This is a genomic window from Ruegeria sp. AH12, from assembly GCF_056541465.1.
Map to the genome: position 1 here is coordinate 626747 of NZ_JBQFYL010000001.1, position 13736 is coordinate 640482.

Annotated in this window: 14 protein-coding genes; 7 read left to right on the forward strand and 7 right to left on the reverse strand. The window is 57.7% G+C overall.

What is annotated here, in order from left to right; translation table 11 throughout:
* Nucleotides 1-19: 19 nt before the first annotated feature.
* On the reverse strand, nt 20-1135 hold the full coding sequence (locus ACR0EL_RS03155) for a carboxylate-amine ligase (protein WP_353007327.1): 1116 nt from the start codon (nt 1133-1135) through the stop codon (nt 20-22).
* Between the two features lie 139 nt (nt 1136-1274).
* On the opposite strand from ACR0EL_RS03155, the gene ACR0EL_RS03160 reads away from it, so the two are divergent.
* Together ACR0EL_RS03160 and ACR0EL_RS03165 are read left to right on the forward strand one after the other, a co-directional pair.
* Entirely contained in the window at nt 1275-2126 is an 852-nt protein-coding gene (locus ACR0EL_RS03160; protein WP_480498122.1) for a class I SAM-dependent methyltransferase, read from the forward strand.
* A gap of 71 nt (nt 2127-2197) precedes the next feature.
* Complete coding sequence (locus ACR0EL_RS03165) at nt 2198-2674, forward strand: fasciclin domain-containing protein (RefSeq protein WP_480498124.1); 477 nt, start codon at nt 2198-2200, stop codon at nt 2672-2674.
* Nucleotides 2675-2744: 70 nt separating this feature from the next.
* On the opposite strand, the gene ACR0EL_RS03170 is transcribed toward ACR0EL_RS03165, so the two are convergent.
* Both ACR0EL_RS03170 and ACR0EL_RS03175 read right to left on the reverse strand, forming a co-directional pair.
* Complete coding sequence (locus ACR0EL_RS03170) at nt 2745-3329, reverse strand: L,D-transpeptidase (RefSeq protein WP_480498422.1); 585 nt, start codon at nt 3327-3329, stop codon at nt 2745-2747.
* Nucleotides 3330-3539: 210 nt separating this feature from the next.
* A complete protein-coding gene (locus tag ACR0EL_RS03175) occupies nt 3540-5039 on the reverse strand; it encodes a CoA-acylating methylmalonate-semialdehyde dehydrogenase (protein WP_170536963.1) in 1500 nt (499 codons plus the stop codon).
* Between the two features lie 103 nt (nt 5040-5142).
* Here ACR0EL_RS03175 and ACR0EL_RS03180 point away from each other — a divergent pair, with 103 nt between their 5' ends.
* The 3 genes from ACR0EL_RS03180 to coaD all read left to right on the forward strand — a co-directional run bounded on the left by ACR0EL_RS03180 (nt 5143) and on the right by coaD (nt 7119).
* The gene (locus ACR0EL_RS03180) at nt 5143-6045 is read left to right on the forward strand and encodes a LysR family transcriptional regulator (RefSeq protein ID WP_480498126.1); all 903 of its coding nucleotides are present in this window, start codon (nt 5143-5145) and stop codon (nt 6043-6045) included.
* Between the two features lie 61 nt (nt 6046-6106).
* On the forward strand, nt 6107-6544 hold the full coding sequence (locus ACR0EL_RS03185; protein WP_353007339.1) for a CBS domain-containing protein: 438 nt from the start codon (nt 6107-6109) through the stop codon (nt 6542-6544).
* A gap of 83 nt (nt 6545-6627) precedes the next feature.
* Entirely contained in the window at nt 6628-7119 is a 492-nt protein-coding gene (gene coaD / locus ACR0EL_RS03190; RefSeq protein ID WP_170536957.1) for a pantetheine-phosphate adenylyltransferase, read from the forward strand.
* On the opposite strand, the gene gap (ACR0EL_RS03195) is transcribed toward coaD, so the two are convergent.
* From gap (ACR0EL_RS03195) to gap (ACR0EL_RS03205), 3 genes are all read right to left on the reverse strand, one after another.
* The gene (gene gap, locus ACR0EL_RS03195) at nt 7111-8115 is read right to left on the reverse strand and encodes a type I glyceraldehyde-3-phosphate dehydrogenase (protein WP_480498128.1); all 1005 of its coding nucleotides are present in this window, start codon (nt 8113-8115) and stop codon (nt 7111-7113) included. The two genes, coaD and gap (ACR0EL_RS03195), sit on opposite strands and share 9 nt — an antisense overlap.
* 89 nt (nt 8116-8204) lie before the next feature.
* Nucleotides 8205-8348 carry a hypothetical protein gene (locus ACR0EL_RS03200; RefSeq protein ID WP_480498130.1) on the reverse strand — a complete coding sequence of 48 codons (144 nt, stop codon included), beginning with the start codon at nt 8346-8348 and terminating at the stop codon, nt 8205-8207.
* 72 nt (nt 8349-8420) lie between these two features.
* A complete protein-coding gene (gap, locus tag ACR0EL_RS03205) occupies nt 8421-9422 on the reverse strand; it encodes a type I glyceraldehyde-3-phosphate dehydrogenase (protein WP_353007349.1) in 1002 nt (333 codons plus the stop codon).
* Between the two features lie 183 nt (nt 9423-9605).
* On the opposite strand from gap (ACR0EL_RS03205), the gene ACR0EL_RS03210 reads away from it, so the two are divergent.
* Both ACR0EL_RS03210 and ACR0EL_RS03215 read left to right on the forward strand, forming a co-directional pair.
* Nucleotides 9606-10577, forward strand: coding sequence for a DUF808 domain-containing protein (locus ACR0EL_RS03210; RefSeq protein WP_480498132.1), 972 nt, complete (start codon nt 9606-9608; stop codon nt 10575-10577).
* An 86-nt stretch (nt 10578-10663) separates the two neighbouring features.
* Complete coding sequence (locus ACR0EL_RS03215; protein WP_480498134.1) at nt 10664-11464, forward strand: thioesterase family protein; 801 nt, start codon at nt 10664-10666, stop codon at nt 11462-11464.
* A gap of 48 nt (nt 11465-11512) precedes the next feature.
* Here the strand turns inward: ACR0EL_RS03215 and tkt are convergent, their stop codons facing one another.
* A complete protein-coding gene (gene tkt / locus ACR0EL_RS03220) occupies nt 11513-13534 on the reverse strand; it encodes a transketolase (protein WP_480498136.1) in 2022 nt (673 codons plus the stop codon).
* Nucleotides 13535-13736 lie beyond the last annotated feature (202 nt).

Sequence of the window (13736 nt, forward strand, 5' to 3'; positions counted from 1 at the left end):
TTTCAGTCCTGATCCGGGGTCACAAATCCGCGTGGAATTCCTCGATCAGGTGCCGCACAACCGCCTGACCCGGGTCGTCTCCCTTGGCGACAGCCTCAGCATGAACGCGGCGTTGGCGGGTGGCTGAGGTTCCGGTTTCGGCGATCTGGCGCAAACGGGCAAGTTCGGTCATGGTGCCCAAGGCCTCGGCATCCTCAGCCAGCATGCCCATCAGCTCACCTATGAGCTCGGCCATGGGTTTGACCGAACGATCTCCAAAATCAATCAAGCCTTCGCCGACCCCATAGCGTTGTGCGCGCCAACGGTTTTCGCCGATTAGAAAGCGATCATATTGCCGCCAGCGTAGGTTTCGCGCTTTTAGGCGGCAGAGCATCCGGGTCAGGGCCTGGACCAAAGCGGCCAAAGACAAGGTGTGTTCCAGCCGCGGTTGAACATCCATGATGCGCGTCTCAAGCGTGGGAAAGCGATGTGAGGGGCGCAAATCCCACCAAATTTTGGAGGTGTCTTCGATGACGCCAAGCTCGACCAGAACGCCTGTTGTACGCTCGTATTCCGACCAGCCGCTGAAATCCGGCGGCAGGCCGGTGCGGGGCAGGTTGTCAAAGACAGTCAGCCGGTACGAGGACAAACCGGTATCTTCCCCGTTCCAGAAGGGGGACGAGGTGGACAGCGCCAGAAGATGTGGTAGGAAATAACACAGCTGAGGCATCAGATCGGCCCGCAGCGCCTGATCTTCGACCCCGACATGCACATGCATCCCGCAGATCAGCATGCGCCGCGCAACGCCGCCCAGTGCGTGCTGAAGGGCATCATAGCGCTCTTTCCGCGTGTGATGCTGGTCTTTCCAATTGGCGAAAGGATGACAGGACACGGCGATCGGGCTGAGATTGTAGTGCGCCGCGTGTTTCGAAACACAGCTGCGCAGACGCTTTAGATCCTCACGCGCGCTTTTGACGGTGGTATGAGGCCGGGTTCCAACTTCGATCTGGCATTGCAGGAATTCGGGGCTGACCTGACCTTCGAAATCGGTCTGGCAGGCCTCCATCAGGGCGGCGGGTGCCTCGGTCAGTTGCAGGCTGTCGCGGTCGACCAGCAGATACTCTTCTTCGATGCCCAGCGTGAAATCCTGCTGCATGGGCTGACCTCTCTTTATCGTGTTGATTCAGTGAATACGGAAATTGGCCTTTTGCCAAGGGTTTGGGGTTCTGCCGCTTGCAGAGGCCGGCCCTGCACAGGTAAGGAGCGGTAACGCCCCTCAGATCGGAGCCCGCCGAGTGAAACCCAGAAAATTCCCCCGGATCAATGCCGCGTTGGACCGTTTTGGCGTCAAACTGGTCGACAAGGTCACCGAGCAGGAGGAGCGTGCGCGGCTCGAAACCTTTGAGCAGGCAGGAGGGCTGACGCGCCCGGCCTATGCCCTGTCACCGGGGATGGAGAGGTTTGATATCGAGCCGCTAAAACAAGAGTTCGCTCAGCATCATGACGCTCTGGCCGCGCTGAAAGACCCCGCGCGCAACAAAACCGGCTATCACATTGGCAATGGCTACTATGACAGTCCGGATGCGGATGCGCTTTATCTGATGATCCGCAGGTTTCAGCCAAAACGGGTGATCGAGGTTGGATGCGGAAACTCGACCCGCGTGACGCGGCAAGCGATCATCGATGGTGGTTTGAACACAACGATCACGGCCATTGATCCGTATCCTCGTGCCGATATCGCTCATGTGGTTGATGCGTTCGAACAAAAACGGCTGGAGGATGTGGACCCGGCGCTGTTCGACCAGCTTGAGGCAGGCGATGTCCTGTTTATCGATTCCAGCCATGTCGTGCGGATGTCCAACGACGTGGCGCACCTGTTTTGTCGGATTATTCCTGCGCTGAAACCCGGTGTTGTGATCCATGTGCACGATGTTTTTTTGCCTTATGAGTATCCCAAGCGGTTCTTCTATGATTGTCCGGGTTGGGGCGAGCAGTACATGCTACATGCAATGCTGCAATCAGGTGCGTTTTCAATGCTTTGGCCGGGGTACTACCTGCAAAAGGATCGCCCCGATGCGGTCGAGGCTCTGCCGTTTCTCGCCGACGGGCGCGCGCAGAGTATCTGGGTCCAGATCAAGGAACGGTGATCGCAAAGTGATCCGGGTTTGAAGAAGGCCCGTACCCCTTTCCATAACAAGCTGGAGAGGAGAAGACAGCCATGTTTCGTCGTACGTTTATGGGCGCTGCCGCCGCAATTGCACTTGCCATGCCGCTAAAGGCCCAGGCTGCTGACATTGTCGACACTGCCGTTTCGGCCGGATCATTCAGCACTTTGGTTGCAGCTGTACAAGCCGCCGGGCTGGTCGAAACGCTGAAGGGGGATGGCCCGTTCACAGTGTTCGCTCCAACCGACGAAGCATTCGCTGCGCTGCCTGAAGGCACCGTTGAAAGCCTGCTGCTGCCCGAAAACAAGGATCAACTCGTTGCGATCCTGACCTATCACGTGGTTCCTGCCAAAGTCATGTCGGGTGACATCGCAGGGAAGCGCGCGAAGGTTCTGACCGTGCAGGGCGACCGTCTGAGCGTGAATGCCAAGAATGGCGTCAAGGTCAACGGCGCCGAGGTGGTACAGGCTGATATCGAGGCCAACAACGGTGTGATCCACGTCATCGACGAAGTGATCCTGCCGGAATAGTCGCTGCCCGCTTACGAAAAAGCCCCGGTCCTGCTGGCCGGGGCTTTGTTGTTGCTTGGTGTATCGAATTTCAGACCAGCCGCACCTGTGTGCCAACCTGCACCAGTGGATACAGTTCTTCAACATGCTGGTTATACAGACCGATGCAGCCGGACGAGCTCTGACGTCCGATTTTACGTGTGTCATGCGTGCCGTGTACCAGATAGGCGGGCCAGCCCAGATACATCGCGCGGGTGCCCAGAGGGTTGCCGGGATCGCCGCCATCCATCCGTACAGGCAGCGAAGGATCACGTTCCCGCATCGATGCGGTCGGGGTCCAGCTGGGGTTTTCGGCCTTGCGCACCACTTTGGTATAGCCGCGTTTTGTCAGCTCTTCGCTCATCGGAACGGAACTTGGGTAGAGCTTGTAGGTCCCGTCGGGCCCCCAATAGTGAACAGCGCGGCTGGTGATATCCGCCAGCAAGCATCCGGATCCCAATTCGTCAAAGTGATCCTGCCAGTTCTGTTGTGAGAACGAGGATACATTGCGGCGCACCGGGGGTTGAGTGCTGATTGGGTCTTCGGCCTGCGGAAAGGCATCCAGGCTTTGGGCGCGCAACACTGCGGGTGTCGCCAGAACGGACGCTGCACCCAACAAGGCAGAGCGGCGGGTCATGCGGGAATTAGACAATTTGGCCTCCGAATATTCAAACTGCTCGATCAACAAATCGCGAGTAAGATATTTCCGCAGGGCTTTAAATTCCAGCCCAAGCGATCTGAATTTATCGTGAGGGCACAGGACTATCTCGAAGTCTGGGCAAGTCTTTGCACAAAAAAACCGGCCCTGATGGGGCCGGTTTTCGTTTTCGGATTAAATTATATAGGGTTAATCCATGGCCTTAAAGTTGAACTCTCCACCTTCTTTGATGCCCGACGGCCAGCGCGCGGTCACGGTTTTGGTGCGAGTGTAGAACTTGAAGCTGTCCGGGCCGTGCTGGTTCAAGTCACCGAACATAGATTTCTTCCAGCCGCCGAAGGTGTGATAGGCCAGCGGAACAGGGATTGGCACGTTGATGCCAACCATGCCGATGTTGATCCGGCTGGCAAAATCACGGGCAGTGTCACCGTCGCGTGTGAAGATCGCGGTTCCATTGCCGTATTCATGATCCATGGCCAGGCCGATCGCCTCTTCGTAGGAACCCGCACGGACAGTCGACAGAACCGGTCCAAAGATTTCCTGCTTGTAGATGTCCATGTCGGGCGTCACGTGATCAAACAGGTGCGGACCAACAAAGAAGCCGTCTTCATAGCCCTGCAAGCTGAAATCACGATTGTCGACAACCAGCTTCGCGCCTTGTTCAACACCCGAGTTGATCAGACCAAGGATACGCTGTTTCGCGGCGCCGGTTACAACAGGGCCCATATCGACATCGTCGCCCGCGGTATAGGGGCCAACTTTGAGCTTTTCGACACGAGGAATCAGCTTTTCGATCAGGCGATCCGCAGTTTCTTCGCCCACAGGAACAGCGACCGAGATTGCCATGCAACGCTCGCCTGCAGCGCCAAAACCAGCGCCGACCAGCGCGTCGGCGGCCTGATCCAAGTCAGCGTCAGGCATGACGATCATGTGGTTCTTGGCGCCTCCAAAACACTGCGCGCGTTTACCATTGGCGGTTGCGCGGCTGTAGATATACTGCGCGATCGGGGTCGAGCCTACAAAGCTGACACCCTGAATGATCTCACTGTCGAGGATCGTGTCCACGGCTTCCTTGTCGCCGTTGACGACCTGGAACACACCTGCGGGCAAGCCAGCCTCGATGAACAGTTCGGCCAGCATCAGGGGCACCGAGGGGTCACGCTCGGATGGTTTCAGAACCACGGCGTTGCCGCAGGCCAGTGCTGGGCCCACGTGCCACAGGGGCATCATGGCCGGGAAGTTGAAAGGCATGATCGAGCCGACAACACCCAGTGGCTGACGCATCGAATACATGTCAATACCGGGGCCCGCGCTGTCGGTGAACTCACCCTTCAGCATCTGTGGCGCGCCAATGCAGTATTCGATCACTTCCAGACCACGCTGCAGATCGCCCTTGGCGTCGGGGATGGTCTTGCCGTGCTCGCGGCTCAGCGCTTCGGCCAGCTTGTCCATGTCACGGTTCATCAGGCCGACCATAGCCATCATGACGCGCGCACGTTTCTGAGGGTTTGTCGCGCCCCATGCGGGTTGCGCTGCGGCGGCGGCCTCAATCGCGGCAGTTGTTTCGGCCGCACTGGCCATCGGGCATTTGTACTGAACTTCGCCCGTTGCGGGGTTGAAGACATCGTCAAACCGGCCCGAGGTGCCGGCGACTTGCGCGCCATTCAGGAAATGGGTCAGGTCTTGCATCGAAAACTCCTCTGAATCTGTTGCGCGCAGAATAGGCTTGCAGAAATTACCTGAACAGAGGCAATGTTTCAAAAGGGCTTTGCAAAAATGCAAAAGGTGATGCGTGAACCCGAATTGGGATGATATGAGGATTTTTCTAGCTGTTGCGCGCGAGGAAAGCCTGTCCTCGGCGGGCCGCATCCTAAAGATTGATCCCGCAACGGTCGGTCGCCGCATTGCACGGCTCGAGGCCAAACTGGATGCGCCGTTGTTTACCAAATCTCAGCAAGGCTACATGCTTACCAGCGCGGGGGAACGCTTGCTGGATCATGCACAACAGGCCGAAGAAGCGATGCGTGCAGCCACAGGGGCCGTGGTCGGATCAAGCAAATCGCTCAGCGGACAAATTCGGATCGGGGCGCCGGATGGATCGGCCAATTATCTTTTGCCGCAAGTCTGTGCAAAGATCAGCGACGCGAACCCTGATCTGGATATTCAAATCCTCGCTTTGCCACGGATCATCAACTTGTCCAGGCGCGAGGCGGATATGGCTGTCACGGTCAGTGCACCAACAGCCGGAAAACTGCTGGTTCAGAAGATCTGCGACTATCAGCTGCACATGGTGGCCACGCAAGATTACCTGAACCGCCACAACCCGATCCGTTCGGTTGCTGATCTGCAGGGACATCGCCTGATCGGCTATATCCCGGACATGATCTTCGACCGAGAACTGGATTATCTGAACGATATCGGTATCGACCGCGTTGCACTTGCCTCAAACTCGGTTTCTGTTCAGCTGCGGCAGGTGTCTCTGGGGACCGGCGTCTGCGTCGCGCATGATTTTACACTGCCGTTCCATCCGGGCTTGCGGCAAATCCTGACAGATCAGGTGAGTTTGACGCGCAGTTTTCATCTGGTTCGGCATCAGGGTGATCAGCGGAATGAGCGATTGAATCGGTTTGCCGAGGCCCTGACCCAGGGCATTCGGGAAGAGGTCGCCCGGCTGGAAGCTGCCACTGCAACTTGACAGGGTGCCCTAATCGCGCAACGCTTTGGAAAACAGTACGTTATTGCCGGAGGTTTTTTTCATGCTCGTTCAAGCCATTCTGAAATCCAAAGCCACCGAGGGTGTTGTGACGGTCAAGCCTTCGGCGACCGTTTCGGAAGCATCGAAAATACTTGCGGAAAAGCGGATCGGTACAGTTATCGTTTCGGACGATGGCGGGCAGACGGCCAAGGGTATTCTGTCCGAGCGCGATGTTGTCCGCGAACTGGCAGCCAGCGGTAGCGGATGTCTGAACGAACCCGTCAGTTCCTACATGACGAAAGAGCTTGTGACGACCACGCGTCAAGCGACGGTGCAGGACATCATGTCCCGTATGACCGAGGGCCGCTTTCGCCATATGCCCGTGGTTGAGGATGGAAAGCTGATCGGGATTGTGACACTGGGCGATGTGGTCAAGGCGCAGCTTGCGGAACTGGCGATGGAGAAAGACGCCCTGCAAGGCATGATCATGGGCCATTGACGAGGCAGCGGCGTTTCAGCCCCTTGCACCTGCGGCAAAGTTATGTTTGCTAGCGCAGAAATATTGTTGCGCGGGAGAGCCTGATGCGGGTTGGATTATATCCTGGAACTTTTGATCCAATAACCTTGGGTCATATCGATATCATCCGCCGGGCCGCTGCGCTGGTGGACAAGTTAGTGATCGGCGTTGCGATCAACCGCGACAAAGGGCCGTTGTTCACGCTGGAAGAACGTGTTGCGATGATCGAGGCGGAATGCGCACAACTGACCCAGCAGACGGGGACAGAGATTGTTGCGCATCCGTTCGAGAACTTGTTGATCGATTGTGCCCGTGATGTTGGCGCTCAGATTATTGTGCGCGGGCTGCGCGCTGTGGCGGACTTCGAGTATGAATTCCAGATGGTCGGAATGAATCGCGCTTTGGATGATACGATTGAAACCGTCTTTCTGATGGCCGAAGCACGGCATCAGGCGATTGCCTCAAAACTGGTCAAGGAAATCGCACGGCTAAACGGGGACGTGTCGAAATTCGTCACGCCCCGCGTGAATGATGCGTTGAAAGGCCGTTTAGGATAGCGCGCCCATGGCGGCAGCGGTATCCAGCATCCGGTTCGAAAAGCCCCATTCATTGTCATACCAGGCGAGCACGCGCACCAAAGTGCCGTCCGTCACCTTGGTTTCATCCAGTGACACAGTCGAGCTGTGGGGATCGTGGTTGAAATCGATCGAGACCAGCGGCCGGGACTCTGCAGCCAGAACGCCGGGGATTTTTGCGGCGGCTTCCGTGAACAGGGCGTTCACCTCATCTTCGGTGGTTGGGCGCGACACTTCGGCCACCAGATCAACGACCGAGACATTCGGGGTCGGAACTCGGATCGCCTGACCGGTCAGTTTACCCGCGAGTTGTGGAAGGACCAGCCCCACGGCCGACGCCGCCCCGGTGGTAGTCGGGATCATCGACAGGGCAGCAGCACGCGACAGGTAAGGGTCCTTACCGGCATTATCATGTACGGGCTGGCTGGCCGTGTAGGCATGAACCGTCGTCATGTTCCCATGCACAATGCCCAGCCCAGCATCCAGCGCCGCGGCGACCGGAGACAGGCAGTTGGTGGTGCACGAGGCGTTCGAGACGATCGTGTCCGCCGCTGTTAACTCGTGATCATTCACGCCGAAGACGACGGTTTTGACGCCGCCATCACCGCGCGCGGGGGCCGAAATCAGTACTTTTTTCGATCCGTTTTTCAGGTGACGTTCTGCCGCCTCGCGCGTTCGGAAAACGCCGGTGCATTCCAGAACCACATCTACGTCGGACCAGTTCAGCGCTTCGGGATCGCGCTCGCTGGTCAGGCGGATCGGACCTGCACCAACATCCAGGCCTGCTTCGGTCAGCGTGACTTTGTTTGGGTAGCGGCCATGCACGCTGTCGAACTCGAACATATGCGCGTTCATTTCCGGTTTCCCCAGATCGTTGATTGCTACGATCTGCACATCTGTGCGGCCTGTTTCCATCAAGGCCCGCAGAACACCGCGGCCGATCCGTCCAAAGCCGTTGATTGCCAGTTTGAGTGTCATGTCACGCTCCGTTCGTCAGCTGGCCCCGATATGAGGCTTGGTTAGCGCTAACAATGGCAGATTGGCACGAATGTCAAGCAAAACCTAGATCAGCGCCAGAAGGCGAGCCAGTCCAGAAACGCGTAGAGCTTTTTGCTGAGAAACACCAAATGTTCAGGTCCGAACAGTGCATAATCCAGAATCACCGCGCCAAGGATCAGAAGCCCAAGCCATATAGCGAGTTGATTTGTCATTCTTTCCCCGAACGAAAAAGGCCCGCCCAGATAACCTGAGCGGACCCGAAGGTACAAGCGATGTGCAAAGGCTCAGTTAAGACGGCCCATTGCAACAGCCACATCGGCCATGCGCACGGAAAAGCCCCATTCGTTGTCATACCAGGCCAGCACCCGCACCATACGGTTGTCGACCACACGAGTTTGATCCGGCGCGAAGATCGAGCTTTCTTCGGTATGGTTGAAATCGGTCGAAACCAGCGGAGCGGGCTCAAAGCCCAGAACGCGTTGCATCGGGCCCTTGGCGGCTTCTTCGACGATGGCGTTAACCTCTTCGACGGTGACATCGCGCGAGGCGCGGAAGCTCAGGTCTACAGCCGAGACATTCGGGGTAGGCACGCGGATCGCCGAGCCGTCCAGACGGCCTTTGAGGTTGGGTAACACTTCGCCAAGTGCAGCGGCAGCACCGGTCGAGGTCGGGATCATCGACATGGCGGCTGCACGCGCGCGGTACAGGTCGCTGTGGCGGCGGTCCAGCGTCGGCTGGTCACCTGTATAAGCGTGGATCGTGGTCATGATGCCATGTTCGATGCCAACACCTTCGTCCAGGACCTTGGCAAGCGGGGCAAGGCAGTTGGTGGTGCAAGAGCCGTTCGAGACCATGTTGTCATTGGCGGTCAGGGTGTTGTGGTTCACACCGAACACGATGGTCTTGTTGACGTTCTTGCCGGGTGCAGACAACAGTACCTTTCGTGCGCCACGCTCAAGATGCGTTTTTGCTTTGGTGCCATCGTTGAACTTGCCGGTGCATTCCAGAACGACATCGCAGCCTTCCCAGTCCAGCTCGTTCATGTCGTAGGTCGAGAACATGTGCATCGGGCCACGACCCAGATCCATGGTGTTGCCTTCGATCGAGACGTCGCGGGGGAAACGGCCGTGAATACTGTCATATTTCAGCAGATGCGCCGAGGTTTCCAGCGGGCCGGTGGCGTTGACTTTGATCACCTCGATATCGTTGCGCCCAGAGGCGGCGATATGCGACAGGGTACAGCGACCGATACGGCCAAAACCATTAATCCCGACCTTGATGGTCATAACATGTCTCCAGAATGCGCTTGTGTTGTTGGCCGTATAGCGGTGAAACCTGAGTCTCAAAAGGGCAAAAACGGCATATTTTGAAGGTGTTAGCGCAAACCTGGTCCGATTGCGCTAACGCTTGCGCTAGCTGTTGGATCAGGTAGGGTCCGAAACGCGACAGGTGACAGGAAAGGAAGCGCGATGAGCGGTCTGTTGGCCCTTTTGGACGATGTGGCGGGGATCGCCAAAGTTGCGGCTGCTTCGGTTGACGATGTTGTCGCCGCTGCGGGCAAGGCCGGGGCCAAGACGGCGGGTGTGATTATCGACGATGCGGCGGTAACCCCGAAATACGTTCAGGGTTTTGCGCCCGCGCGCGAGTTGCCGATCATCTGGCGCATTGCGCGGGGGTCCTTTTTTAACAAGCTGATCCTGTTGCTGCCCGTTGCATTGTTGTTGGCCAATTTTGCGCCCTGGCTGATCACGCCGTTGCTGATGATCGGCGGCTCATACTTATGTTTCGAAGGGGCCGAGAAGATATTCCATGTGCTGTTTCCACATGGCAGCCACGCCATCGACGAGGATATGAAGAACCGCGATCCGGGACATTTGGAAGAACAAAAGGTCAAAGGTGCAATCAAGACAGATTTCATCCTGTCCGCCGAGATCATGACCATTGCTCTGGCCGCGATTGAGGCCCCGAACCTGTGGATGCAGGCGGCAACGCTGGCCGTTGTTGGGATCGGGGTGACGGTGGCAGTCTATGGTTCGGTCGCGCTGATCGTGAAGATGGACGACGTAGGACTGTTCCTGGCTGGCAACGCACCCACGCCGATTGGGCGTGGTATCGGGCGCGGATTGGTCAAGGCCATGCCTGTAGTGATGAAACTGCTGTCGATCATCGGCACCGCCGCGATGCTTTGGGTTGGTGGGTCGATTGTGATTCACGGGCTTGAAGTGTTGGGCTATGGCTGGCTGGGTCACCATATCCACGATTGGGCCTATGCGCTGGGGCACATGGCATCCGAGCAATGGGTCGGAGCAGTCGAGTGGATTTCCAAAGCAACAATGGATGGCATTTTCGGTCTGGTCTATGGGCTGGCGCTGATCCCGGTGGCAACCAGGATCGTTGCTCCGTTGATGGGGATGGTTTCAGGATCAAGCAAACTGCATTGAAAATCCTATTTGTGACGTTGGGTCGTTGTGGCCGCAAGCCGAACGGCAGGTAGGCTGTGACCTGAAACACAAGAACTGGAAGTCAAATGTCGTCTCATACGCTAACCGAGGTTCTTGAAAGCCGAACGCCGCAGGGCGATGGCCTAAGCTATCCCGTGCCATCCAACTGGATGCAGGGCCGGACTACTTTTGGCGGATTCTCTTCTGCGCTCATGCTGGATGCGGTTCGCGCGCAGCATAAGGATCTGCCACCCTTGCGCTCGGCTTTGGTGAATTTCACCGCACCGATTGGAACTTCGCCAATCATCGGCACTGAGGTGCTGCGGCAGGGGCGGAATGTGACCATCATCAATGCCCGCGCTCAGATCGACGGGAAAGTCGCCGCTATGGCGACGTTCTCCTTTGGTCATCCTCAGGATAGCCATGTCGCGTTTGAGTGCCGGGCCAAACCTGCGGAGAAACCTGAAGACACGGGGCCTTATTTCCCGCCAGATTTGCCCAGACCTCCTATCCCGTTCCTTCAAAACTTTGATGTCCGGCTGGTTGAAGGCGCGTTGCCGTTCTCGGGTGCTGAGAAAGGATATCTGCGTCTTTGGGCGCGACACAATGATCCGCGCATGTGGGATCGGATGGAAGGGTTAGTTTCGGTTGCCGATCTGCCGCCACCTGCAATCTATCCAACTCTAAAGAAACCGGGTCCAAACTCGACAATGAATTGGATTTTCAATGTTTTGGCTGAGGATATTCAAACAGGTGACGGTTGGTTCTTGCTGGAGCATCAACTGACCGCCGGGCGTGATGGCTACAGCTCTCAGGTCATGCGGGTCTGGAACACCGGGGGTGATCTGCTGGTCGACGGAATGCAGTCTGTGATTATCTTCGTCTAACAAAAAAGCCCCGGTCCGCACCGGGGCTTTGTGGTTCTCAGGTAGGGATCAGCCCAGCAGGTCTTTGACCTTCGCAACTGTCGCCTCGGCCGTGATGCCGAAATGCTTGTAGAGCTCACCCGCAGGGGCTGACGCGCCAAAGCTGGACATGCCGATGAAGCCCGCCTTGGCTTCGCGGCCACGTTCGCCCAGCAGCCAGCGATCCCAGCCACCGGCACGTACGGCGGCTTCGATGCCGACGCGCACAGCACCGGCAGGTAGAACCCGTTTGCGGTAGGCTTCGTCCTGTTCAGCGAACAGCTCCATGCAGGGCATGGAGACGACGCGCGTGCCAATGCCGTCGGCCTCAAGCATTGCTTTGGCTTCCATCGCCAGCGAAACCTCGGACCCGGTGGCGATCAGAATGGCCTGACGTTTGCCTTCGGCCTCGGCCAGAACGTAAGCGCCTTGGGCGGTCAGGTTCTTGGTCTTGTGATCCGTGCGCACAGTTGGCACGCCCTGACGGGTCAGCGACAGGACCGAGGGGCTGTCCTTGAAGGTCAGGGCCAGTTCCCAGGCTTCAGCGGTCTCTACGGTGTCGGCGGGGCGGAACACATAGGTGTTCGGCGTCGCGCGGCTGATCGCCAGATGCTCGACCGGCTGGTGGGTCGGGCCGTCTTCACCCAGACCGATCGAGTCATGGGTCATCACGAAGACCGACGGGATTTTCATCAGCGCGGCCAGACGCATGGATGGGCGGGCATAGTCGGTGAAGGCCATGAAGGTGCCGCCATAAGGGCGGATGCCGCCATGCAGCGCCATGCCGTTCATCGCCGCGGCCATGCCATGCTCACGGATACCGTAGTGGATGTAGCGACCCTTGCGGTTCTCGGGCAGGAACACACCCATATCAGCCGATTTGGTGTTGTTCGAACCGGTTAGGTCAGCCGAGCCGCCAACGGTCTCGGCCATGATCGGGTTCACCACGTTCAGCACCTTCTCGGACGAAGCGCGGGTGGCCAGTTTCGGCTGGTCTTCCGACATCTGTTTCTTGAATGAACGGATGGCGCCGGCCAGTTTCTTGGGTGCGTCAAACGCATAGGCCCGGTTGAACTCGGCCTGCTTGCGTTCGGAAAGCTGCGCGAAACGCTCTTCCCAGGCGGTACGTTCAGCGGCACCTCGCGTACCAATGGCTTCCCATGCAGATTTCACATTAGCCGGGATTTCGAACGCATCATGCGGCCAGTCATAGGCTGCCTTGGCCGCCTTGAGCTGATCCTGATCCGTCAGCGCACCGTGACCTTTTGAGGTGTCCTGCGCCGCGTGACCCAGCGCGATATGGCTTTCGCAAGCGATCATAGTCGGCTTTTTCGACGTTTTGGCCTTGGTTATGGCCGCATCAATCGCTTCGGGGTCATGCCCGTCAATCTCGATCACCTGCCAGCCCGAAGCGGCAAAGCGTTTCACCTGATCGGTGCGGTCGGCGATATCGACGGTGCCGTCGATGGTAATGTTGTTGTTGTCCCAAAAGACGATCAGCTTGCCCAATTCGTGACGTCCGGCCAGAGTGATTGCCTCTTGGCTGACGCCTTCCATCAGGCAGCCGTCGCCTGCGATGACATAGGTATAGTGATCGACGACCTTCTTGCCGTAATGGGCGCGCTGGATTTCCTCGGCCATGGCAAAACCCACAGCATTCGAAATGCCCTGACCCAGCGGGCCGGTGGTGGTTTCGACACCGTTGATCAGAAAGTTTTCCGGGTGGCCCGCAGTTTTGGCACCCAACTGGCGGAAGTTCTTGATCTCATCCAATGTCACATCCGCGTGGCCGGTGAGATAGAGCAGCGAATAGACCAGCATCGAGCCATGACCGGCGGACAGGATGAACCGGTCGCGGTCGGGCCAGTTGGGGTTTGCGGCGTCGAATTTCAGGTGCTTTTCGAACAGCACGGTCGCAACATCGGCCATGCCCATCGGCATACCGGAATGGCCGGAATTTGCGGCGGCGACGGCATCAAGGGTCAGAGTGCGGATGGCCGCAGCTTTGTCCCAGTGTTCGGGGTTGGCATTGCGCAGCGCAGTCAGGTCCACGGGCGTTGTTCCTTCGGATTACAAGCAGATTGCGGGCTCAATACCATCCACCCCTCAAAGTGCAAGCAGAACTGGGTTTTGCATAAGGTTTATGCTTCAACAGCGCGGTCCAAGTTGTTGAAACCAAACAGTGGGTATTTTCCGTCGCATTCCGTTAGACTAGGCGCAGGCGGGGGGTGAAGTTGATTCGGATCACCCCGTA